Below are 22835 nucleotides of genomic sequence, written 5' to 3'. Positions count from 1 at the left end.
GGGGGGGGGGGGGGGGGGGGGGGGGGGGGGGGGGGGGGGGGGGGGGGGGGGGGGGCCGGGGGGGGGGGGGGGGGGGGGCGCCCCCCCCCCCCCCCCCCGCCGGGGGCGCTGCCCCCGGACCCCCGGGTATTTTCGCCAAGAAGAAGAACAGGATAGCCGGGCTGTTCGAAGCGTGCGCTGTGTGACCGGGGGGCCGTGCCGTGCGCGTCGCAAACAGGGTTTCCGTTGGGCCAAAGGGGCGTGTCAGGCCTTTACTTGGCTCAGGCAGTTCTCGACCATCCCGCGATAGCCCGAGCCGAACAGGCGCAGGTGCACCAGCGCGGGCCAAAGGGTGTAGATCGCGCGCCGATCCTGCCATCCCGGCGCCAGCGCGCCGTAGGTGTCGGCAAAACCGGGGCCGGGCTTGCCAAACAAGTGCAGCATGGCCAGGTCCACCTCGGCATCGCCATGGTAACAGGCCGGGTCGATCAGCGCGGCGCCATTTGCGGTGAACAGCACGTTCCCGGTCCACAGATCCCCATGCAGCAGCGCGGGCGCCGGGTGATGTGGCAGCAGGTCGGGCAGGCGGGTGGCCAGGGCCTCTAGCCGCCGGGCAATGTCGCGGGGCAGCGCCTGGGGCCAGGCCAGCAGGCGGCGCTCGGCCCAAAAGGCGGGCCAGTTCTGCAACGGCGCGTTGGGGATCGCGGCGGGGCCAAAGGCGTAATCCTCCGCCCAGCCATAGGCGGTGCCGGTGCTGGCATGCAGGGCCTTCAGCGCGGCGCCCAGGGCCGCCCAGCCCGCCGGGTGAGGGCGGGTTTCAACCAGCCGTTCCATCACCAGCAGGTCGCCCGATTGCGCAATGACGCCGGGCGCGGGGGCGCCGGTCCGGGCGATGGCCGTTAGCATCCGCGCCTCGGCCGCCACCAGCGGGCCGGTTTTGACCACCAGCGCGGTGCCATCGGCCAGACAGATTTCGCACACCTCCGACAGGTCGCCGCCATGCAGGGGCGTGACCGCTGCCACCGGCTGGCCCAGCAGGTCCGCCAGTCTGGCGCGGTCAGCCATGATCCCAGGTCAGCGTCGCGTCCCCGGCCTGCATCAAGCCCTCGGCCCGGTCATAGCGCAGATGGGCGATGGCCCGCCCGCCCGACTGGGTGAATAGCGTGCCTGCGGGCTTGTCCCCGGCGGTAATCTCGCTGCCCACGGGGGCCGCACCTGTGATGGACACGGTCACAAGACCCTTTTTCAAGTCGGTCTTGTGTTTCATCCGGGCGGTGACCTCTTGCCCGACATAGCAACCCTTGTGGAAATCGACGCCGTTCAGCCGCTCAAACCCGGCCTCCAGGATGTAGGTGTCGTCTGGGATCAGCTCGACCCCGCTTTCGGGGATGCAATGGGTCACGCGCAGCGCGTCCCAGTCGGTGGTTTCGGGGCCTGCGGGGGTATCGGCATAGGCGCGCCAGCCCAGTTCAGTCGCGCGCGGATCGGGCAGGGCGCCCGCAGGGGGCGTGCCCAGCCCGCGGATCACATGCAGGCCGGTTTCGGCGATCTGCACATCGGCGCGCAGCTTGTACATGCCCAGTCGTCGGGCCAGCGCGGGGGCAAGGTCGGTTTTCACGTCCAGCAGGATCGCCTCTCCCTGCGCGGTCAGGAAGAAATCGGCCAGGTACTTGCCCTGCGGGCTGAGCAGCGCGGCATAGACCAGCCGCCCGGACAGGTCGCTGACATCGTTGGTGACAAGCCCTTGCAGGAAATGGATCCGGTCGCCCCCGGTAAGGCTGAACACGGTGCGGTCGGTGGCAGTTTCGTCCTGCATGTCGGTCTCCTTCTGGTCCCTCCCTACCGCGAACATAGGGCAGGGCGCTCAGCTTTCCGAGGCGAATTGCAGTTTGTACAGCCCGGCATACAGCCCGCCCCGGTCCAGCAGCGCCTGGTGCGGCCCTTCCTCGACCAGGCGGCCCTTGTCCATCACGACGATCTTGTCGGCATTGCGCACGGTGGCCAGCCGGTGCGCGATAACCAGCGTGGTCCGGCCCTGGCTGAGCCGCTCCAGCGCCTCTTGCACGGCCTTTTCCGATTGCGCATCCAGGGCCGATGTCGCCTCGTCCATCAGCAGGATCGGGGCGTCGCGCAGCAAGGCCCGCGCGATCGCCACCCGCTGGCGCTGCCCCCCCGACAGGTTGGATCCGCGCGGCCCCGCGGGGCTGTTCAGACCGTCGGGCAGCGCGGGCAGGAAGTCGATGACATGGGCGGCGCGCAGCACCTCGTCCAGCCGGTCCTGGGGCACATCGCGGCCAAGGCAGATATTGTCGCGGATGGTTTCGTCGAACAGCGGCGCCTCTTGCGTGACCACGGAAAACTGGTCGCGCAGATCGTACAGTTCCAGCGTTTCTACCGCGACACCGCCCAGGGTGATCTGGCCCCGCTGCGGTTCGATCAGACGGGTCAGCAGGTTGAACACGGTCGATTTGCCCGCCCCCGAGGGGCCGACCAGGGCCGTGACCGCGCCCGCCTTGGCCGTGAAACTCAGCCCGTTCAGGACGGGCGTGTCGTCATAGGCCAGATGCACGTCCCGAAAGCCGATATCGCAGGCGCCACCCGGGGCGGGCAGGCGGGCCGGGCGCGCGGGCGACAGAATGGTGGGCCGTTCCAGAAAGACGGCATACAGGCGTTCCAGGCTGGCCAGCGCGGCCTGCCATGCGCCCGAAACGCGGCCGATCCGGCGCAGCGGCTCGAACACCAGCGCCATCGCGGTGAAGAAGCTCATGAACTCGCCCACGGTCTTGTCGCCGTCGATGATCTGCAATCCGCCATAGCTGAGCACGCCCAGGAACCCCAGGCCCGCCACGATGTCCATCAGGGCCGGAATGCCGGCCTGCCCGGCCTCGGACCGGATCTGCGCATGCACGAACCGGTCCACCGATTGGCCGAAGCGGTCGGCCTCGCGCCGTTCCATCCGGTTCAGCTTGATCGTGGTCATCCCGTGAAAGATCTCGTCCAGCCGGGTGGAGATATGCGCCGCCGCGCCGCGCGCGTTGCGGGTGGTGCGGCGCACCCAGCGTTGCAGCGCCATGATCGGCACCACCAGCAGCGGCACGCCGGCCACCGCGATCAGCGTCCACAGCCAGTCGATCGACAGGGCCACCGCGAAAAGCGACAACAGCGCGACCGCGTCCCGCCCCGCCGCGGCAAGGACCGTGTTCCAGATATTGGCGATGACCAGCGTGTCGCCGCGCACCCGTTCGATCAGGTGGCCGGGGGGCGTTTTCTGGAACCACAGGCTGTCCAGCGTCAGCATGTGGCGCACCAGGTCGTGCTGGATTGCGGCCATCACCCGTTGCCCGACCCGCGCCATTAGCACCCGCTGGGAAAACCCCGCGCCCGCGCGGATCAGGAACACCCCGAAGACGGCGCTGGCAACCAGCGGGATCGCGCCGCGATTGCCGGCCACGAAGATGTCGTCGAACATCGGCTTGATGAGATAGCTGAGCAGCCCCAGCATCGCGCCCTCGATCGTCATCAGCGCAAGGGCCAGGCCGATCAGGGGCAGATGGCGCCGCAGGTAGCCCGCCCAGATCCAGCGCAGGAGCGTGCCGCCGTCCTGCGCCGGGCTCACCGCCGGCCCCCGGCGGCTTGCCAGCGCTTGAAATCCTCGGTGATGGCTGCCGCGTCGTAGCGGGTTTCCAGCCATTCACGGATCGGCATGGGGCGGTCGGCGGTATCCGCGGCATAGGCGGCCAGCATGTGATCCAGGATGCCGGTACGCGTGTTGCGCGAGTGCAGGTAGCGCGGCGACAGCATCTTTGCGGCCTCTTCCACCGATTTGCCCTCGATATGCATCAGATACAGCGCTGCGGCCAGCCCGGCCCGGTCGGCGCCGGATTTGCAATGGAACAATAGCGGCCGTTCGGCGGTTTCAAAGATGTCCAGCAGCGCCAGATAGCGTTCGGGCGGCAACAGGCGCCGGGCGCGGATCGTGGCGGTCAGAAAGGTCATCCCCAGCTCGGCGCAGGTTTCCTGTTCGAACAGCATATGGCTGGACGGGGTAGCGGCGCGCAGCGACACGACGGTACGAATGCCCATCGCGTGATAACGATGCAGCCGCCGGCGGTCCGGCTGGTTCGAGCGCCAGATCCCCGGTGCGATTTCGTGCAGGTTGGTCCACAGGATGCGCAGGAACGCATGGTCCATCAGCTGGAAATGCCAGAACGCGGCCCGCCGCCCGGCCGGGGTGGAAATGTCGCCATCCAGCTTGCGCCGCATGTAGCGCTCTAAAGCGTCGAGGCGGGATTTGAGAAGGTTGGTCATGGCGCTCCGACGGCGGCAAACAGGCTAGGGGGATAGCCCGGATGGCCCGCTGTGACAAGCGATTGACGCCCGGCGTGCCCGGGCCTAACTGGAATGCGGTTCAATCCGGAGTCGCCCATGCCCCTTTCCCACGGCCGCCCCTATCTTGCCATTCCCGGCCCTTCCGTCATCCCGGATCGCGTGTTGCAGGCCATGCACCGCCCCGCCCCGGAAATCCATGGTGGCGCGATGGTGCAACTGCTGGAAAGCCTGCTGCCGGACCTGCGGGCCGTGGCGCGCACCCGGCACAAGGTGGCGATGTATATTTCCAACGGCCATGGCGCGTGGGAGGCCGGGCTTGCCAACGTCCTGGCCCGGGGCGACAAGATCCTTGCCCTGGCGACGGGGCGGTTCGGCCATGGTTGGGCAGAGGTGGCGCAGGGCCTGGGCGCCGATGTCGAGGTGATGGATTTCGGCAAGCGCGCGCCCGTGGACCTGGACCGTGTCGCCGCCCGGCTGGCCGAGGACCGCGCCCATGAAATCCGCGCCGTCACGGTTGTCCATGTGGACACCGCGACCAGCGTGAAGAACGACATCGCGGGCTTGCGCGCGGCGCTGGACGCGGCGGGTCACCCGGCGCTGCTGATGGTCGATTGTATCGCCTCGCTGGGCTGCGACCGGTTCGAGATGGACGATTGGGGCGTCGACGTGATGGTGTCGGCCTGCCAGAAGGGGCTGATGGTGCCGCCCGGCCTGGGCTTCGTCTTTTTCAACGACCGGGCCGAGGCCGCGCGGGCGCGCGCCGACATGGCGACGCAATACTGGGATTGGCGGATGCGCGCCGATCCGCAGGAATTCTACCAGTATTTCTGGGGCACCGCGCCCACGCACCACCTGTACGGCCTGCGCGCCGCGCTGGACATGCTGGTGCAGGAAGAGGGGATGCAGGCCGCCTGGGCCCGCCACGAACGGCTGGCCCGCACCGTCTGGGCCGCCATCGATGCCTGGGGTGCCGATGGCCCGATGGAGGCCAATATCGCCGATCCCGCCTGCCGCAGCCATGCCGTGACCGCGGTTCAGCTGGGGGCGCCGAACGGCACGGCCCTGCGCGAATGGCTGAGCGAGACCGCCGGCGTTACCCTGGGCATCGGCCTGGGCATGGCGGCCCCCGGCGATCCGGCCTGGCATGGCTTCTTCCGCATTGCGCATATGGGGCATGTGAACGCGCATATGGTGCTGGGTGCGCTTGGCAGCATAGAGGCCGGGCTGGACGCGCTGGATATCCCCCACGGGCGCGGCGCCCTGGGCGCGGCGGCGGCGGTCGTCGCGGGGCGCTAGGCCCCGCCCAAACAGAAAAGACCGTGCCCGACAGGGGCACGGCCTTTCACGCAGTCGAAATGTCGGGGGGCCTCGGCCCTGCTGAGATCAGGTCTTGTCCACCAGTTCCCGGCACCACGCTTCCATTTCCTTGGTGGCCACTTCCATCGGCGGTTCCATGAAGCAGATATGGAAACGGTCGCCGAGGTCGGCCACCCCGATAGAGCGCGGGCGCACGGCCAGAACATGGGCGTTGGGCAGCGCCACGCCAAAGCAGAACACGATGTTGCGCGCGTCCTTGATGTCCTCGGCGATGGTGCCGTCGATGGACTGGGTGTGGCTATAATGGTCGAACGTGGCTATATAGGCGACCTTGGGATGGGCGTCGATCTTGGCCTTCAGCCGGTCCAGGATGTCGTCCACGCTGGTGCAGGTGGTTTCGCTCTTGTCCAGGTCCAGATCGAAGACCGGGTATTTCTCCATCAGAAGGGTCTGTCGCATGTCATGTCCTGACTGTTGGTGGATCCGCAGGCGCGCGAAGAGGCGCTCGCGGAATACATGCATTTTTCAGTCAGGTTTTGCGATGGGGCTTGTGGCAAATTCACGCGGATGTGACACGCAAGGCCACCCACAATGCCAGCGCCAGCGCAAGGGCGCGGTTGTAGCCCCATAATTCCCAAACCACGAGCAGGGCAAAGAACAGGAACACCCCGGCCACGATCAGGAAGGGGACGGTGTAATTCTCGACGCGTCTTTGCGGCCGGTCGTCCATGACGCCATCCTGCCACGGGGCGGGCGGTCGCGTCATCACCTTCGCGTAACTCAGCCGCGCGCCGCCGCCAGCGCCCGGGGCAGTTCCTCAGCCAGCACGTCCAGTTGGTCGTCCGGCCCGGCCGAGATGCGGATGCACCGATCCAGCGGCGCCACGCCCGGCATGCGCACGAACACGTCACGTTCGGCCAGTTCGGCCAGCACGCGCCGGGCAAAATCGCCGTCCGCCCCGCAATCCACCGCAACGAAATTGGTGGCCGAGGGCAGCGCGGTCAGCGCATTGTCCCTGGCGATCCGCGCGATCCGCTCGCGCGAGGCGGCGACTTGGGCGCATACCTCGTCCAGCCAGGCCCGGTCCCGCAGCGAGGCCAGCGCACCGGCCTGACTGATCCGGCACATGCCGAAATGGTTTCGCACCTTGTCGAAGGAGGCGATCAGCGGTGCCGCCGCGATGGCATAGCCAACGCGCGCGCCTGCCATCCCGTGCGCCTTGGAAAAGGTGCGAAAGCGGATCACGCGCGGATCGTCGGGGTCGATGGCGGGCGCGGTGCCCTCGGGGGCGAACTCGACATAGGCCTCGTCCAGCACCATGACTGTGCCTTCGGGCACGGCCTCTATCATGGCGTGCACCCGGTCCGCCGAATGCCAACTGCCCATGGGGTTGTCGGGATTGGCCAGGTAGACAAGCTTGGCCCCGACCTCGGCCGCCTTGGCGATCAGCGCATCGGGATCCTCGTGGTTGCCGGCATAGGGCACCTTGTGCAGCACACCGCCAAAGCCCGCCACATGGTAGTTGAAGGTGGGGTAGGCGCCGGCAGAGGTGACGACCGCATCGCCCGGCGCCACCAGCAGCCGCACCAGATATCCCAGCAGCCCGTCGATGCCCTCGCCGACCATGATGTTCTCGGGGGCGACGTTCAACGCGCCGGCCAGCGCCGCGCGCAGGTCGTGGTTCTGCGCGTCGCCATATTTCCAGATATACCGCGCCTCTTCCTGCATCGCGGCCAGCGCGCGGGGCGAGGGACCGAAGAGGCTTTCATTCGCGCCCAGCCGCGCGCGAAAGGGGCGGCCGCGGCTGCGTTCCTGCGTTTCCGGCCCGACAAAGGGCACGGTCGCGGGCAGGCTGGCGGCAAGCGGGGTGTAACGGGGTCCGGTCATGGATCACTGATGACCCGAATCGCGGGGCTGGGCAAGGGCGGCCCTTGCGGGCGGGCAGGGGGCTGCCTACCCTCACTCGGGACAGCAGAACGGAGAATGACATGACCGCGCCCGCCTATCTGGACACCCCGCAAGGCCGCCGCCTGGCCTATCACCGGACCGACGGGGCAGGCCCCGGCGTTGTGTTCCTGGGCGGGTTCATGTCCGACATGACGGGCACCAAGGCGCAGCACCTGGAGGCTTGGGCGCGTGCGCGCGGTCAGGCCTTCCTGCGCTTCGACTATTCCGGCCACGGGCAAAGCTCTGGCGCCTTTGCCGAGGGCTGCATCGGCGATTGGGCGCAGGATGCCGAAACGGCGATCACCGCGCTGACCGACGGGCCGCAGGTTCTGGTGGGCTCGTCCATGGGGGGATGGATCGCGCTGTTATTGGCGCGCGCTCTGCCCGAACGGGTGGTGGGGCTGGTGGGCATCGCCGCGGCGCCGGATTTCACCGAGGACAGCATGTGGGCCTCGTTCGCCGAGGATCAGCGCGCCACGATCATGGGGGCTGGCCGGATCGAGATCCCCTCCGGTTACGACGACAGCCCCTACACGATCACCCGCCGCCTGATCGAGGATGGGCGCGAGAACCTGGTCCTGCGCGATCCCCTGCGCTTGCCCTTCCCGGTGCGGCTGTTGCAGGGCACCGCGGACGAGGATGTCGAGGTCGCCACCGCCCTGCGCCTGCTGGACCACATCGACTGCGCGGATGCGCGCCTGACACTGGTCAAGGGCGCCGATCACAGGTTTTCCGAACCCGACAATCTGGCGCTGGTCGAACAGGCGATTTCAGAACTGTTGCCCGCCTGACGCGCGCCTTTCCCCTTCTTCTTGGTACAAATACCCATGCGCCGCAGGCGCGCCGCGCCCTTGGGCGCGGCCTCTGGCTCAGACCGATTTCAGATGCGCCCGCCGCGGTTCCGGGCTGCCGGAATTGGCGTCGATGAAATCCAGCACCAGCGGGCGGATGTTGTTGCGCCAGCTTTTGCCCGCGAAGATGCCGTAATGGCCCGCGCCGGGTTCCAGGTGGCTGGCCTTCTTGCTGTCGGGCAGGCCGGTGCACAGGTCCAGCGCGGCGATGCACTGGCCGGGGGCCGAGATGTCGTCATTCGCGCCTTCGACGGTCTTGACGGCAACCTCGGTGATCGCGCCGATGTCGACGCGGCGGCCTGCCACCTCGAACATGTTCTGCGCGATCTCGCGCCGTTTGAAGACCCGTTCCACCGTGGACAGGTAGAACTCGGCCGTCATGTCCATCACCGCCAGGTATTCGTCGTAAAAGCGGTTGTGCTTGTCGTGATCACCCGCCTCGCCCTTGGCGACCTTCATCACCTGCTCGGAAAAGGCGCGCGAGTGGCGGTCGCCGTTCATCGACATGAACGAGGCCAGTTGCAAGAGCCCCGGATAGACCAGCCGCCCGGCGCCCGCGTATTTGAACCCGACGCGCTGGATCGCCAGTTGTTCCAGTTGGCCCATGGTGATCCGCCGACCGAAATCGGTGACATCGGTTTGCGCGGCGTCCGGGTCGATCGGCCCGCCGATCAGCGTCAGCGAGCGGGGCTGCGCCGCCGGATCGTCGCCAGCCAGATAGGCGGTGGCCGCCAGGGTCAGCGGCGCAGGCTGGCAAACCGCGATGACATGGGTGTCGGGGCCCAGATGTTTCATGAAATCGACAAGGTAGAGGGTGTAGTCCTCCACGTCGAACTTGCCTGCGGACACGGGAATATCGCGCGCGTTATGCCAGTCGGTGACAAAAACCTCGCAATCGGGCAGCAGGCTGGCCACGGTGGAGCGCAGAAGCGTCGCGTAATGCCCCGACATCGGCGCGACCAGCAGCACGCGCCGGGCCTTTTGCGGGCGGCCATGGACCTGGAACTGAATCAGGTCGCCAAAGGGGCGCGTGACCCGTTTTTCCACCGACACGATATGGTCGCGCCCGTCCGCGCCGACCACGGAATTGATGTTCCAGTCCGGCTTGGCGACCATCCGGGCAAAGGTGCGTTCCGTCACCTCGCCCCAGGCGGCGACCATCTTGAAGAACGGGTTCGGCCACAGGCTGACCGCAGGGTAGGATCCCAGTGCCTGCGCGGTCGCGCCCAGCCATTGGTTGGTGTTGCGCGCCGTCTCCATCAGGTCGTAGGTCGCCATGTATTTCATTCGCCACTCCTTTTCCGATAGTATATCGGAGATGCGGGGCAGCGACGGCCGGGGAGGCGGCTTTGCTGCATGTGCAAAGGTAAAAGGGAAAGCGCGCCGTGACAACACAAGATGACGCCCCCACGAACGAGACACAATCCGCCAATCTGGAACGGATGAACGAGAATATCGCCAAGCTGGAGGAGTTGACGGAGCGGCTGGTATCTGCGGTTTCGACGAAGCGGCGCGTCGATCCGAACCTTCAGGGACCGGGGCAGGAACTCTACATGAAGGCTGCGGCGGCCTACATGGCCGAGGTGATGCAGAATCCGTCCAAGCTGATCGAGCATCAGGTTTCCTACTGGGGCAAGGCGCTGAAACACTATGTCGAGGCCCAGCAGGCGCTGGTGCGCGGCACGCTGCAGGCGCCCCCGGACGAAACGCCGGACGATCCGCGCTTTGCCAACCCCCTGTGGAAGACGCATCCCTATTTCAACTTCATCAAGCAGCAATACCTGATGAACGCCGAGGCGATCCATCGCGCGGTGAAGGATATCGAGGGGCTGGATACCGCCGATGCCAAGCGGCTGGAGTATTTCACCCAGCAGATCGTCGACCTGTTCTCGCCCACCAATTTCCTGGGCACCAACCCCGAGGCGCTATCCCGCGCGGTGGAAACCGAGGGGCAGTCGCTGGTCGATGGGTTGGAAAACCTGGTGCGCGACATCGAGGCCAATGACGGCGAGATCCTGGTGTCGCTGGCCGACAAGAACGCCTTTCGCGTAGGGGAAAACCTGGGCACCACGCCGGGCAAGGTGGTGTTTCGCAACCGCCTGATGGAGATGATCCAGTATGCGCCGACCACCGAAACGGTGCATGCCACGCCGCTGGTGATCTTTCCGCCCTGGATCAACAAGTTTTACGTGCTGGACCTGAACCCGCAGAAATCGCTGATAAAGTGGCTGGTGGATCAGGGCTATACTGTTTTCGTGGTTTCCTGGGTGAATCCCGATCCATCCTACGCGGCGGTCGGGATGGACGACTATGTCGAAGAGGGCTACCTGACCGCGATCGCGCAGGCCAAGGCGCTTACCGGCGAGGACAAGGTCAACCTTGTCGGGTACTGCATCGCGGGCACCACGCTGGCGCTGACGCTTGCGCTGATGGCGCGTCGCGGCGATACGTCGGTCCGCTCGGCCACCTTCTTTACCACGCTGACGGATTTCTCCGACCAGGGAGAGGTGGGCGTGTTCCTGGACAACGATTTCGTCGACGGGATCGAGCGGGAGGTGACAGAAAAGGGCTATCTCGACAGTTTCTTCATGTCGCGCACCTTTTCCTACCTGCGCTCGAACGACCTGATCTACCGGCCGGCGATCCGCAGCTACATGATGGGCGAGGCGCCGCCGGCCTTTGACCTGCTTTACTGGAACGGGGATTCCACCAATCTGCCCGCGACGATGGTGATGGAATACCTGCGCGGGCTTTGCCAGAACGACTGTTTCGCGCGCGACGGTTTCACCATCTGCGGCGAGAAGGTGAAGATTTCCGAGGTGAAGGTGCCGGTTTGTGCCGTGGCCTGCGAAACCGATCATATCGCGGCCTGGAACGCCTCTTACGAAGGGGTGCGCAAGATGGGCGCGCGGTCCAAGACGTTTATCCTGTCGCAATCCGGGCATATCGCCGGGATCGTGAACCCGCCCAGCAAGAAGAAATATGGCCACTACACCAGCGAGGCCCCGCTCAAGGATCTGTCGGCCGCCGATTGGCGCGCCGGGGCCGATTTCAACGAGGGGTCCTGGTGGCCCCGCTGGGATGCGTGGCTGACCCGCCGATCCGGCAAGAAAGTGCCCGCGCGCGACCCCGGCGAGGGTTTGTGCGATGCGCCGGGAACCTATGTGATCGGGGGAAAACCGTCCTAGGGCAAGGGGTTGCGCGAAATATGCTGCGCTGCAGCAAAAAACCTTGAAATGCTGCGCTGCAGCATGTATCTTCTTCTCAGGATCAAAAACGGCGGGGTGCCCGCCCGCCACGAAGGAGAGTTACAATGGCTGACGCGCAAGATTTCACCAAGATGATGCAAGACATGATGTCGTCCTTCTCCATGGACCCCAAGGCCATGCAGGACGCGTTCAAGACCCAGGCCGCCCTGGCCGAGAAGATGTCGAAAGTGGCCCTGGAAGCCGCTGAAAAATCGACCGAGATCTCGTCCAAGTGGACCAAGGACACCCTGTCCCAGATGGGCGCCATGACCACCGTCAAGGACGAGCCCACCGATTACACCAAAGCGATGACCGATTTCGCCTCGGCCAGCGCCGAAGCCGCCGCCGAGAACATGGCCGCCTTCGCCGAGGTCGCCAAGAAGGTCCAGATGGAAACCGTCGAGCTGATGCTGGCCGCCGGCAAGGACTTCTCGGAAGACGCGACCGCCGCGGTGAAGAAGGCCACCGCCGAAGCGACGAAAGCCGCCAAGAAGGCCACCACCGCCTGATCGGTCCGGTTTCAAGGATTTCCCGCGACTCCTCCTCCCTGTCGACGGGTTTCCCGGGCAGGCGCCATGCGCCTGCCCTTTTTTTTTGCTTCCGCAGCGTCTACCTTACGATGTGCTGCACACGCGGCATTGCGAGGAGGAGGACGTACCCGTGACCGACGCGAAACAGCCTTTGCTGATCAAGCGCTACGCAAGTCGCCGTCTCTACAATACTGAAACCAGCGATTACGTGACGCTGGAGGATATCGCCCGCGTCATTCGCGAGGGCCGCGAGGTGCAGATCGTCGATCTGAAAAGCGGGGATGACCTGACCCGCCAATACCTGCTGCAGATCATTGCCGAGCATGAAAGCAAGGGCGAAAACGTTCTTCCGATCAATGTCTTGACCGATCTGGTGCGCAGCTACACTACCTCTGCGCAAAGTGTCGTGCCGCAATTCCTGGCCTCCAGCTTCGAGATGTTGCGCGAGGGCCAGTCGAAGATGATGGAGAACATGAACGCCATGAACCCGATGGCGGCCATGCCCGGCTTCGAGGCGATGCGCGCGCAGCAAGAGGCCTTTCTGAAAGCGATGACCGGCGGATGGACCGGCGGCGCCGGTACCGGCCCGGATGGCGAGGGGGGCGGGGACGACCTGAACGAGATAAAGCGCCAGCTTGCCGAGTTGCAGGACAAACTGTCGCGGATGAACGGCTAACGCCAACGCAGCGGTCACGGGGGGCATGCCATGGGCCAGCCGCCGGGCCGGTTCACCTTGTGGGGGATTGAGGTCTTCGTCGCGGTCGTGGACGAGGGCACGCTGTCGGCGGCGGCGCGCCGTTTGGGGGCCAGCGTTTCGGCGCTCTCCCAGCAATTGGCCGCGTTGGAGGCGGCGTTGGGCGCGGCCCTGATCGACCGGGGCACGCGACCGCTTGCGACAACCGCCGCCGGAGAGGTCTTCTTGCGTCGTGCCCGGACCATTCTGGCCGAGGCCGAGCAGGCCCGGGCCGAGGTCGCCGCGCATGACCTGGCCGCGCTGCCGTTGCTGCGGCTGGGCATGATCGAGGATTTCGAAACCGACGTGACCCCGCGCCTGCTGTCCGGCATGGCCGAGGAATTGACCCGCAGCCAGTTTCAGCTGGAGACCGGGCCAAGCCACCGTTTGCTGGGCCTGCTGGATGCCCGGGCGCTGGATGTCGTCGTCACGGCCCAGTCGGCCACGCCCGACAAGTGGATGGAGGTGCACCCGCTCTTGTCCGAACCCTTTGTGATCGCGGCGCCCAGGGGGGCGGTCGGTCCGCAGGGCTGCGTGCTGGATCACCTGATGCGGTTTCCGTTCCTGCATTACACGCAGCGCCACCAGATGGGTCGGCAGATCGCCGCGCACATGGCGGCGCAGGACATGAACCCGGCTGGCCGGTTCGAACTGGACAGCTACAACGCGATCCTTGCCATGGTCGCGGGCGGTGCGGGCTGGACTATCCTGACGCCGCTGGCCTGGCTGCACGGGCAGCGCTTTGCCGCGGCGGTCGACCTGCACCCGCTGCCCGGGGCGCCGCTGTCGCGCCAGATTGCATTGACCGCGCGCGCCGGGGTGCTGGACGACATGCCCGCCCGGATCGCCGCCCGGATGCGGGCGCTGCTGGCCGAAACGGTGGTGGCGCCGGCCGTGCAGCGTGTGCCCTGGCTGGCCGGTGCGCTGACGGTCCTCTAACGACCTCTGCTCAGTTCTGGGCCGCGCGCCATGCCTCGCATGCCCGGATCAATTCGAAATCCTGTGCATACCACCGCCGCAGATTGTCATGCGCCCGTTCGGACAGGGGCGGAACCGCGCTGTAGTCATTGCGATGTGCGTGGGCGGGGGTCTCTGACAGATGGTAGGCGACATCCAGCCCCGCGCGGCTTGCGAATTTCTCAAGGTCTTGCGCAAAGCTCTCCTGCCGTAGAACCCAGACGGGCGGGCGCACCTGTAGGAAGTTGCCGCAGCAATAGAACCAGTCGGACTGGTTCTGCGCGGTGTGCCGCATGGATTTCATTGCGCCGAAGGCGCGCAGGCCTGTTTCGTCTTCGGCGAACAGCGCTTCTGCCAGGTCGTTGGCGTGCTCGAATGTTTCGAAGGCCGCGCGTTCGTAGTCCGTCCACTCGTTATAGGTCTTGGGCTGTCCCTTGCGCTTGCGCGAATAAAAGCCAGAGCGAAACCGGCTGATCGGATCACGCATGCAGAAGAAATAGGCTTCGTCCTCGGGCAAGTCCTTAAGGAAGACATCATGCCCGTGCTTGACCAGCGTAACCGTCTTGGACTGCGCGTTGACCTGCTGGGCGACATGTTTCATCTGCGTGCCAGCCGTCTTGCCGATATGCAGAAAGTGGATGCGGCGGCGGCCCTTGTTTCGGGCCACCCGGCGCAGCTTGATGTCGACACCCATGGCCATCAGGCTGCGGCGCAGGCGGCGTTGGTATCGGTTCTTTGCCATGTTCGCGACCTCCGTCCTGGCGAGGGATATGCCTGCGGCGTTAGCGACGCACGCCTGCAAACTCTTCTTGCCATTCGGCGCGTTCGTCGTCGCCGATCTTGCGGAACAGGTTGTCGGGCACGGCAAAGGCATGGCCGGGTGCAAGCGTTTCCAGCGCGGCGGCGATGTCGTCGGGCCAGCCAGCGTCCTCTGCCTTCATCGCGGTCAGCAGCGTGTCGCTGGCATCGGGAATGAAAGGCGCGGACAGCGTCGCGTAAAGCGGGATCAGGTTCAGCGCGAACCGCACGATGGCGGCTGCGGCATCGGGATCCTGCTTGTAGACGGCCCAGGGGGCGGCGGCCTGCAGGTATTCGTTGCCCGCCACCCAGATCGCGCGCAACTCGGCCGCGGCCTTGCGGATCTCGATCGCCTCCATATGTGCCTGATAGGCGGCCAGGCGGGTGGACAACTCGTCGATCACCGCTTGTTCACGCGCGCCCCAGGCGCCGCCTGCCGGCACCTCTTCGCCGAATTTCGAGCGGCAGAACTTGGTGACGCGGGACACGAAATTGCCCAGCACATCGGCCAGATCCTTGTTCACGGCTTGCTGGAAATTCTCCCAGGTGAATTCGCTGTCCGAGGTTTCGGGCGCATGGGACAAGAGCCACCAGCGCCAGTAATCGGCGGGCAGGATCGCCAGGGCCTGGTCCATGAACACGCCGCGCCCCTGGCTGGTGGAGAACTGGCCGCCATCATAATTAAGGTAGTTGAACGACTTGATGTAATCGACCAGCTTCCACGGATCGCGCGACCCCATGATCGTCGCCGGGAAGGACAGCGTGTGGAAGGGGACGTTGTCCTTGCCCATGAACTGGACATAGCGCACGTCATCGGCTCCCTCGTCCGTGCGCCACCAGCGGCGCCAGTCGGCCTCGGGCTTGCCGTTGGCCTCGGCCCATTCGGCGGCCGCGGCGATGTATTCGATGGGGGCGTCGAACCAGACGTAGAACACCTTGCCTTCCATCCCCGGCCAGTCGTCCTCGCCCTTTTTCACGGGGATGCCCCAATGCAGGTCGCGGGTGATGCCGCGATCCTGCAACCCGTCGCCGTCATGCAGCCATTTCTTGGCGATGGAGGTGGTCAGCACCGGCCAGTCGGTTTTCGAGTCGATCCATTCCTCCAGCTCGCCCTTCATCAGGGACTGCCGCAGATACAGGTGCTTGGTTTCGCGCACCTCCAGGTCGGTGGAGCCTGAAATCGCGCTGCGCGGGTCGATCAGGTCGGTGGGGTCCAGCTGCTTGGTGCAGTTCTCGCACTGGTCGCCGCGGGCCTTGTCATAGCCGCAGTTCGGGCAAGTGCCCTCGATATAGCGGTCGGGCAAAAAGCGGTCGTCGGCCTTGGAAAAGACCTGGCGTTCCGTGACCTCCTCAATATAGCCGTTCTCGGCCAGGCGGCCGGCGAAATACTGTGTCAGCCGATGGTTCTGCGGGCTGGATGACCGCCCGAAATGGTCAAAGGACAGCCGGAAGCCGCGCGCCAGGTCGGCCTGCACCTGATGCATCTCGGCGCAGTAATCCTCGACCGGTTTGCCGGCCTTGGCGGCGGCCAGTTCGGCGGGCGTGCCGTGTTCGTCGGTTGCGCACAGGAACATCACCTCATGCCCCCGCGCCCGCGCGTAGCGGGCGTAAAGGTCGGCGGGCAACTGGCTGCCGACGAGGTTGCCCAGATGCTTGATGCCGTTGATGTAGGGGATCGCCGAGGTGATAAGGATACGTGCCATGCTGCGGGTCTGCCTGCCTGTTTCCTGGGTTGGCCCCGTTTAACGCAGGGTCCGGTCGAAGGCTAGCGGCTGTCTGACCGATCTGCCTCGCGGCTGGGTTTGGTCAGGCGGCCAATGATGAAAGAGGTGCGCGGCGTCCAGACATAGCGGGTGCGCGGTCCCTTGGCCGGGCGGACCCACATGCGCGCGATGCCAAAGATCACCAGCCCCGCATGAGAGGCTGCGATCAGCGCGAACAACGCGTCCGGCCCGTAACGGTCGATCAGCCCCGAGGCCAAGAGCGGCGAGATCGTGGCCCCCACCGCGAAAAAGAACATCAGCGCCGCCGACAGTTCCACCCTTTCGTGGCTTTCGGCCCAGTCATGGGCATGGGCGGCAGAGACCGAGTAGACCGGGTAGCTGGCCGCCCCGAACAGCACCGCCGACACGAAGACCGCCGTCGTGCCCGCCCCGCTCAACGCCACGGTGATCCCGCAGGTCGCCATCGCGGCCACCGACAGCCCGATCAGCACCCGGCGCCGGTCGAAGCGGTCGGCCAGCCATCCCACCGGGTATTGCGCCAGCGCGCCGCCGCCCACGAAGGCCGCCAGGAACAGCGCGATCTGGTCGGTGCGCAGGCCCACCTCTTGCCCGTAGACGGGGCCGATCATGCGGAACGCGCCCCCCGACAGCCCCGCGACCACCACGCCCACCGCGGCCAGCGGCGAGCGCGTGATCGCCAGCCGGGGCCGCAGGCGCGGCGCGGTGGGGGTTTCAGGCGGGCGCAGGGTGGACAGGGTCAGCGGCAGCAGGGCCGCGATACAGATCAACGCCAGCAGGTTGTAGGACAGGTAGGCCGCCGGGGGCAGCACCCCGATCAGCAGCTGTGCGGCCAGCGCCGCGCCCATGTCGGCGATGCGGTAGCTGCCCATGGCGCGGCCCCGCGTCTCGTTCGTCAGGCGGGCGTTCAGCCAGGCCTCGATCACCGTGTAGCTGCCCGCCACGCACAGCCCCGTGGCCACCCGCATCACCGCCCAGGCCAGCGGATCCACCACCATCATATGCGCCAGCAGTCCCATCGCGCCCGTGGCGGTAAAGGCGGCAAAGGCGCGGGAATGGCCCACCGTGCCCATCAACCGGGGCGCCCACCAGCAGCCGATAAAGAAGCCCAGGAAATGGGCCGAGCCCAGCAGACCCACCTCGGCCGTGGTAAAGCCCAGGGCCAGCCCCGACAACGCATCCAGCGGCCCCACACCCCCAGAGGAGAGTTGCAGCAGAACGACCGACAGGAACAGGGCGGCAAAAGAGATCATCAGGCGCGTGTCAGGCTGTTACCGCCATGGCGCGGGCCGGGCACCACAAATAGCGACATCGGCGCGACGATTTCGGGCGGTTCGGCGGTCAGGCGGGGTGCCGCGCTGTCGGGTGCAGGGCCAGCTGCCGCCCCTCGGCCCGCAGGGTCCATGCACGCGGCGGGGCCATCCGGGCGCGGCGGCGTTCCAGGTGCCATTCGGTCGTGCCGCGGGTATGGCGCGGGGCCATGTGCCAGCGGCTTTCCACCCCCGCCGCACCCCCCGCGCCGGGCGTCAGGATCAGGCCCAGCGGCGCCGCCCGGCCCGTGCCGGCCCCGGCCTCGGCGGCCAGGTGCAGCCGGCGCACCGGCGTCAGCGCGGGCGGGCAGGGCAGGTCGGCCACCACCAGCGGCAACGCCCCGCTGCGCAGCGCCTCTTCCATGCACCACAGCAAATCCGCGGTTTGCCGGGGCGTGACGCAGATCAGCCGTCCCGGCGCCACCCATGCGGCCACCGCATCGGGGTAAAGCTGTCCGCTGCCCCAGGCGGGTGCGATCCAGATCACCGGCCCGGACAGGGCGCGCGCGGCCAGCAGCGCCAGCATGTGCCGTGCGGGGCCGCAGAATTCATGCGTGCGGGCCAGCGGCAGCGCGATCCCGTCCAGCAGGGGCAGGGCCGGGCGGTCGCGGTAGGGGGCGCGGTTCAGAATCGGGGCGGTCATGGCCACAGGGTAAAATGTTCTGCAAATGTTCTCAATTCATCGATGCCGCCCACGCGGCGGATCGGTTTCGCATGACGGCTTTCGCTGTCCGGGGGGTTGTCCCACGCGCCTCAGCCGATAAGTCTGCCCCGGAACCAAGACATCAGGGAAACACCATGCGGAAAGTCACGCTGGGCCGCACCGGCCTCGAAGTATCGGCGCTGTGCCTGGGCACCATGACCTGGGGCAGCCAGAACACGATGGAAGAGGGCCACGCCCAGATCGACATGGCGCGGGACCGCGGCGTCGATTTCATGGATACCGCCGAGATGTACCCCGTCGCCCCCGTCAGGGCCGAAACCGTGGGCCGCACCGAAGAGATCATCGGCGAGTGGTTCGCCAGGACCGGCCGCCGGGACGAATGGATCCTGGCCACCAAGATCTCTGGTGACAACGGCGGTTTCGTGCGCGAGGGGCGCGGCATTCACCCCGACACGATCCGCGACGCGGTCGAGGGATCGCTGCGGCGGCTGAAGACCGATTACATTGACCTCTACCAGTTCCACTGGCCCAATCGCGGGTCGTATCATTTCCGTCAGAACTGGAATTACGACGCCTCTGCCCAGAACCGGGATGAAACGCTGGCGCATATGGTCGAATGCCTGGAAACGCTGGACGCGCTGGTGAAAGAGGGCAAGATCCGCCATTTCGGCCTGTCCAACGAAACCGCCTGGGGCACCGCCCAATGGCTGCGCCTGGCCGAGGAACGGAACCTGCCGCGCGCCCAGTCGATCCAGAACGAATACTCGCTGCTCTGCCGTCTGTATGACACCGACCTCGCGGAACTGGGCGTGAACGAGGATGTCACGCTGCTGGCCTATACGCCGCTGGCCGCCGGTCTGTTGTCGGGCAAATACGCAGGCGATGTCACGCCCGAGGGCACGCGCCGGTCGCGCGTGGCCGATCTGGGCGGGCGCATCACCCCCCGTGTGTGGGAGGCGATCTCGGGCTATCTTGGGGTTGCCAACGAACATGGCCTGGACCCGGTGCAGATGGCGATCGCTTTCGTCGCGCAGCGGCCCTTCCCGGTGGTGCCGATCATCGGGGCGACCTCTACCGCGCAGCTGGACACCGTCCTGGGCGCGGCGGATCTGACGCTGTCCGATGCTGTGCTGGCCGATATCGCCGCGCTGCACAAGGCGCATCCGATGCCGTTTTGACACGCGGGCGTTGCATCGCGGGCACGCCGCGCCCGCGCCTTGGCCCCAGCGATGGCCCAGGGCTTGCCGGTCGGGGATCACGCGGCATTATCCCCATATGCGCGAGTGGGGGAGCGATGTCGCCTGATATCGAGAGCTGCGGGGCAAAGACCGCATGACCGGGGTCGTGGCGATCCTGGGGGCCGGGCAGACCGGCGTCGGTTGGGCGGCGCGGTTTGCCCTGATGGGCTGGGCGGTCCGCGTGTTCGACCCGGACCCGGCCACGGCAGAGCGGCTGGAGGACGAACTGGCGCGCGCGCGCCGCGCCTTGCCGGGGCTGCACGATACGCCGCTGCCCCCAGAGGGACGCGTCGAGATCGTTCCGACGATTTCCCAGGCCGTGACCGGCGCCGATTGGGTGCAGGAAAGCGTGCCCGAGCGTTTGGACCTGAAACGCGCGCTGCTTCAGAAGGTGCAGGAACATTGCGCGGACGGGGCCATCGTCGCGTCGTCCAGCAGCACCCTGTCGCCCGAGGATCTTAGCGGGCCGGGCGCGCGCCCGCTCTCCGTTCTGATCGCGCATCCGCAGGTGCCGGTCTATCTGGTGCCGCTGGTCGAACTTGTTGCCGCGCCCGACGCGCCGCAGGGGGCGCTGGACCGCGCGCGGGAGGTTCTGACAGGGATCGGCATGGCCCCGCAGACACAGACGGCCGCGGGGGCGGGCCGCGTGTCCGCCCGCCTGTCCGCTGCCCTGTGGCGCGAGGCGCTGTGGCTGCTGAAGGAAGGGCGCGCCAGCACGACCGAGATCGACGCGGCGATACGTGATGGTCTGGGGCCGCTTTGGGCGCAGATGGGACCGGCCGAAACCTGTGCGCTGGCCGGGGCAGAGGCCGCGCAGGCCACTGCGCAGCCCGGTTTGGGCGATCATCTGCCGGCCCTTCCGGCCATGGACGAGGGCATCGCGCAGGCCCTCTTGGCCGCTGCCCCCGACGATGCCGCCGCGCGCACGCGGGCGCGCGATACCGATCTGGTCGGTATTCTGCGCGCGCTGAAATGGACCGGGCAGGGGGCGGGCGCGCATCTGGCCGCATTGGATGTCGCGCGGGATCTTCCGCCCGGCGATATCACCCGGCCGATCGTCACGCAGGACCGTGCCGTGCCGCTGGACTGGACCGACTACAACGGCCACATGACCGAGTCGCGGTATCTCTACGCCTTTGCCGATGCGACCGACCGCTTTATGGAAATCATCGGTTGCGATGCGGCCTATATCGCCACCGGCGGCAGCTATTTCACCGTGGAAACCCATATCCGCCACATCGCCGAGGTGCATGCCGGTGCGCGGTTCCGGGTGGAAACCACCTGCCTGGACGGCGCAGGCAAGAAGATGCACCTGTTCCACCAGATGTATGCAGGCGACAGGTTGCTGGCGACGGGCGAACACCTGCTGCTGCATGTCAGCCTGGAGAGCCGTCGCACCGCGCCGCCCGCGCCGCAGATCGCCCAACGGCTGGGCGAGATCGCCGAGGCCCATGCCGCCCTGCCGCGGCCCGAGGGGGTGGGCCGCGCCGTGGGGCAACGTCCGGGCTAGGCGTCAGGGGCGCCAGTTCAGGAAATTGGCGATCAGGCGCAGGCCGGTCGCCTGGCTTTTTTCCGGGTGGAACTGGGTGCCGATCATGGTGTCGCGCCCGACGATGGCCGTAACCGGCCCGCCATAGTCGCAATGGGCCAGCAGATGCGCCGGATCGGTGACGCGGAACTGGTAGGAATGCACGAAATAGGCGTGATCGCCCGTCGCGATACCGTCCAGTAGTGGGTGGGGAGTATCGATCACCAGGTCGTTCCAGCCCATATGCGGCACCTTCAGCGACGCATCGCTGGGCGCGATGCGCACCACCTCGCCGCCGATCCAGTCGAAACCGGGGGTTTCCTGGTATTCCAGCCCGCGCGAGGCCATCATCTGCATGCCGATGCAGATGCCCATGAAGGGGCGGGCCCCGGTGATGACGGCCTCTTCGATCGCCTCGAACAGACCGCTATGGTCGAACAGCGCCCGGCGGCAGGCGGGAAAGGCCCCGTCGCCGGGCAGCACGATGCGGTCGGCCTCGCGCACGGTGTCGGGGTCGGCGGTGACGATCACCAGCCCCGCGTCTTCCTCGCGCGCGATGCGCTCGAACGCCTTTTGCGCCGAGTGCAGATTGCCGGATTCGTAATCGACGATGGCGGTCAGCATCGGTTCACAACGCCCCCTTGGTGGACGGGATCGCATCCGCCTTGCGCGGATCGGTTTCCACCGCCTCGCGCAGGGCGCGGGCGACGGATTTGAACGCAGCCTCTGCGATGTGGTGGCTGTTGATCCCGTGGATCGCATCCACATGCAGGGTGATCCCGCCATGGGTGGACAGCGCCTGAAAGAACTCGCGCACCAGTTCGGTGTCGAAGCTGCCGATCTTGGCGGTGGGGAAATCCACGTTCCACACCAGATAGGGCCGGCCCGACAGGTCCAGCGCGCAGCGCACCAGCGCATCGTCCATCGGCAGCAGGTACGCCCCATAGCGTCGGATGCCCCGCTTGTCGCCCAGGGCCTGGGCCAGCGCCTGGCCAAGCGCGATGCCCACATCCTCGACGCTGTGGTGGTCGTCGATATGGGTGTCACCCGCGCAGCGGATTTTCATGTCGATCAGCGAGTGGCGCGCCAGTTGGTCCAGCATGTGGTCGAAGAACCCCACGCCGGTCGCCATGTCATAGGCGCCGGTGCCGTCCAGGGCCACCTCGACCGAGATGTCGGTTTCCGCTGTCTTGCGCGTGATGCTTGCCGTCCGCATGGGGGCCTCCGTTGTCCTCGCCCGTGCTGCTTACACCGTGGCGCGGCGCGCTCCAAGCCGGGTTTTGCCGCTTGCCGGGGCGGGGCGGGGCGCTTAGGTTTGCGCCCAACCGAGCAAAGGAGCCGCCCCATGACCACCTGTGTCTTCGTGCAACTGCGCTGCCGCCCGGGCAAGACCTACGAGGTGGCCGAGGAAATCGTGCTGCGCGAAATCCATTCGGAACTGTATTCGACCAGCGGCGAATACGACCTGCTGATGAAACTTTACATCCCCAAGGATCAGGATGTGGGCAAGTTCATCAACGAAAAGCTGCTGGATATTCCCAACATCGACCGTTCCCTGACGACGCTGACCTTCAACGCGTTCTGAGGGGCTTGGCTGCCTCAGTCATGTTAATGCTATCAAGCGGCTGAACTTCCGCCATATTTCCCGCCGAGGTTGACCAGGA

Annotated in this window: 23 protein-coding genes; 9 read left to right on the top strand and 14 right to left on the bottom strand. The window is 66.6% G+C overall.

All coding sequences use genetic code 11. The features are described 5' to 3' along the window. Positions 1–243: 243 nt before the first annotated feature. From EV656_RS13830 to EV656_RS13815, 4 genes are read right to left on the bottom strand one after another with little or no spacing between them, the layout of a single operon-like run. Positions 244–1044, bottom strand: coding sequence for a fructosamine kinase family protein (locus EV656_RS13830; protein WP_132605114.1), 801 nt, complete (start codon positions 1042–1044; stop codon positions 244–246). Continuing rightward, on the bottom strand, positions 1037–1795 hold the full coding sequence (gene ygfZ / locus EV656_RS13825; protein WP_132605112.1) for a CAF17-like 4Fe-4S cluster assembly/insertion protein YgfZ: 759 nt from the start codon (positions 1793–1795) through the stop codon (positions 1037–1039). Before ygfZ ends, EV656_RS13830 begins: the two co-directional genes overlap by 8 nt. 48 nt (positions 1796–1843) lie before the next feature. Then, complete coding sequence (locus EV656_RS13820; RefSeq protein WP_243695709.1) at positions 1844–3595, bottom strand: ABC transporter ATP-binding protein; 1752 nt, start codon at positions 3593–3595, stop codon at positions 1844–1846. Further along, a complete protein-coding gene (locus EV656_RS13815; RefSeq protein WP_132605108.1) occupies positions 3592–4287 on the bottom strand; it encodes a phosphatase domain-containing protein in 696 nt (231 codons plus the stop codon). The genes EV656_RS13820 and EV656_RS13815 overlap by 4 nt, the downstream gene beginning before the upstream one ends. A 117-nt stretch (positions 4288–4404) precedes the next feature. Here EV656_RS13815 and EV656_RS13810 point away from each other — a divergent pair, with 117 nt between their 5' ends. After that, a complete protein-coding gene (locus EV656_RS13810; RefSeq protein ID WP_132605106.1) occupies positions 4405–5604 on the top strand; it encodes a pyridoxal-phosphate-dependent aminotransferase family protein in 1200 nt (399 codons plus the stop codon). Positions 5605–5691: 87 nt separating this feature from the next. On the opposite strand, the gene EV656_RS13805 is transcribed toward EV656_RS13810, so the two are convergent. The 3 genes from EV656_RS13805 to EV656_RS13795 all read right to left on the bottom strand — a co-directional run bounded on the left by EV656_RS13805 (position 5692) and on the right by EV656_RS13795 (position 7512). Continuing rightward, complete coding sequence (locus EV656_RS13805; RefSeq protein WP_132605104.1) at positions 5692–6084, bottom strand: DUF6858 family protein; 393 nt, start codon at positions 6082–6084, stop codon at positions 5692–5694. A gap of 100 nt (positions 6085–6184) precedes the next feature. After that, positions 6185–6355: a hypothetical protein gene (locus EV656_RS13800; protein WP_242468980.1), complete on the bottom strand. Its 171-nt coding sequence runs from the start codon at positions 6353–6355 to the stop codon at positions 6185–6187. 50 nt (positions 6356–6405) lie between these two features. Beyond that, the gene (locus EV656_RS13795) at positions 6406–7512 is read right to left on the bottom strand and encodes a pyridoxal phosphate-dependent aminotransferase (protein WP_132605101.1); all 1107 of its coding nucleotides are present in this window, start codon (positions 7510–7512) and stop codon (positions 6406–6408) included. Between the two features lie 101 nt (positions 7513–7613). On the opposite strand from EV656_RS13795, the gene EV656_RS13790 reads away from it, so the two are divergent. Next, the gene (locus EV656_RS13790) at positions 7614–8363 is read left to right on the top strand and encodes an alpha/beta hydrolase (RefSeq protein ID WP_132605099.1); all 750 of its coding nucleotides are present in this window, start codon (positions 7614–7616) and stop codon (positions 8361–8363) included. Positions 8364–8441: 78 nt separating this feature from the next. Here the strand turns inward: EV656_RS13790 and phaZ are convergent, their stop codons facing one another. Next, positions 8442–9710 carry a polyhydroxyalkanoate depolymerase gene (phaZ, locus tag EV656_RS13785; protein ID WP_132605097.1) on the bottom strand — a complete coding sequence of 423 codons (1269 nt, stop codon included), beginning with the start codon at positions 9708–9710 and terminating at the stop codon, positions 8442–8444. Positions 9711–9808: 98 nt separating this feature from the next. Here phaZ and EV656_RS13780 point away from each other — a divergent pair, with 98 nt between their 5' ends. The 4 genes from EV656_RS13780 (at position 9809) to EV656_RS13765 (ending at position 13873) form a co-directional block, all read left to right on the top strand. Then, on the top strand, positions 9809–11611 hold the full coding sequence (locus EV656_RS13780) for a PHA/PHB synthase family protein (protein ID WP_425057186.1): 1803 nt from the start codon (positions 9809–9811) through the stop codon (positions 11609–11611). 125 nt (positions 11612–11736) lie between these two features. After that, positions 11737–12180: a phasin family protein gene (locus tag EV656_RS13775; protein WP_132605095.1), complete on the top strand. Its 444-nt coding sequence runs from the start codon at positions 11737–11739 to the stop codon at positions 12178–12180. A gap of 151 nt (positions 12181–12331) precedes the next feature. Beyond that, a complete protein-coding gene (gene phaR / locus EV656_RS13770; protein ID WP_132605093.1) occupies positions 12332–12877 on the top strand; it encodes a polyhydroxyalkanoate synthesis repressor PhaR in 546 nt (181 codons plus the stop codon). Positions 12878–12907: 30 nt separating this feature from the next. Then, positions 12908–13873, top strand: coding sequence for a LysR family transcriptional regulator (locus EV656_RS13765; RefSeq protein WP_132605091.1), 966 nt, complete (start codon positions 12908–12910; stop codon positions 13871–13873). Positions 13874–13883: 10 nt separating this feature from the next. On the opposite strand, the gene EV656_RS13760 is transcribed toward EV656_RS13765, so the two are convergent. From EV656_RS13760 to EV656_RS13745, 4 genes are all read right to left on the bottom strand, one after another. After that, positions 13884–14633: a sulfotransferase family 2 domain-containing protein gene (locus EV656_RS13760; protein ID WP_165919015.1), complete on the bottom strand. Its 750-nt coding sequence runs from the start codon at positions 14631–14633 to the stop codon at positions 13884–13886. A 40-nt stretch (positions 14634–14673) separates the two neighbouring features. Further along, a complete protein-coding gene (gene metG / locus EV656_RS13755) occupies positions 14674–16392 on the bottom strand; it encodes a methionine--tRNA ligase (RefSeq protein WP_132605087.1) in 1719 nt (572 codons plus the stop codon). Between the two features lie 62 nt (positions 16393–16454). Further along, on the bottom strand, positions 16455–17684 hold the full coding sequence (locus EV656_RS13750; protein WP_132605085.1) for an MFS transporter: 1230 nt from the start codon (positions 17682–17684) through the stop codon (positions 16455–16457). An 88-nt stretch (positions 17685–17772) separates the two neighbouring features. Next, positions 17773–18384: an ImuA family protein gene (locus EV656_RS13745; protein ID WP_132605083.1), complete on the bottom strand. Its 612-nt coding sequence runs from the start codon at positions 18382–18384 to the stop codon at positions 17773–17775. A 155-nt stretch (positions 18385–18539) separates the two neighbouring features. On the opposite strand from EV656_RS13745, the gene EV656_RS13740 reads away from it, so the two are divergent. After that, the gene (locus EV656_RS13740; protein WP_132605081.1) at positions 18540–19583 is read left to right on the top strand and encodes an aldo/keto reductase; all 1044 of its coding nucleotides are present in this window, start codon (positions 18540–18542) and stop codon (positions 19581–19583) included. 154 nt (positions 19584–19737) lie between these two features. Next, on the top strand, positions 19738–21153 hold the full coding sequence (locus tag EV656_RS13735; RefSeq protein WP_132605079.1) for a 3-hydroxyacyl-CoA dehydrogenase NAD-binding domain-containing protein: 1416 nt from the start codon (positions 19738–19740) through the stop codon (positions 21151–21153). A gap of 3 nt (positions 21154–21156) precedes the next feature. Here EV656_RS13735 and hisH read toward each other — a convergent pair whose 3' ends face one another. Together hisH and hisB are read right to left on the bottom strand one after the other, a co-directional pair. Then, positions 21157–21795: an imidazole glycerol phosphate synthase subunit HisH gene (gene hisH / locus EV656_RS13730; protein ID WP_132605077.1), complete on the bottom strand. Its 639-nt coding sequence runs from the start codon at positions 21793–21795 to the stop codon at positions 21157–21159. 4 nt (positions 21796–21799) lie between these two features. Next, complete coding sequence (gene hisB, locus EV656_RS13725; RefSeq protein ID WP_132605075.1) at positions 21800–22387, bottom strand: imidazoleglycerol-phosphate dehydratase HisB; 588 nt, start codon at positions 22385–22387, stop codon at positions 21800–21802. Between the two features lie 129 nt (positions 22388–22516). Here hisB and EV656_RS13720 point away from each other — a divergent pair, with 129 nt between their 5' ends. Beyond that, positions 22517–22756: an Lrp/AsnC ligand binding domain-containing protein gene (locus tag EV656_RS13720; RefSeq protein WP_132605073.1), complete on the top strand. Its 240-nt coding sequence runs from the start codon at positions 22517–22519 to the stop codon at positions 22754–22756. Positions 22757–22835: the final 79 nt, after the last annotated feature.

Source organism: Rhodovulum adriaticum (assembly GCF_004345735.1).
GTDB classification, from domain to species: domain Bacteria; phylum Pseudomonadota; class Alphaproteobacteria; order Rhodobacterales; family Rhodobacteraceae; genus Rhodovulum; species Rhodovulum adriaticum.
This window is presented reverse-complemented; position numbering and strand designations above follow the sequence as displayed.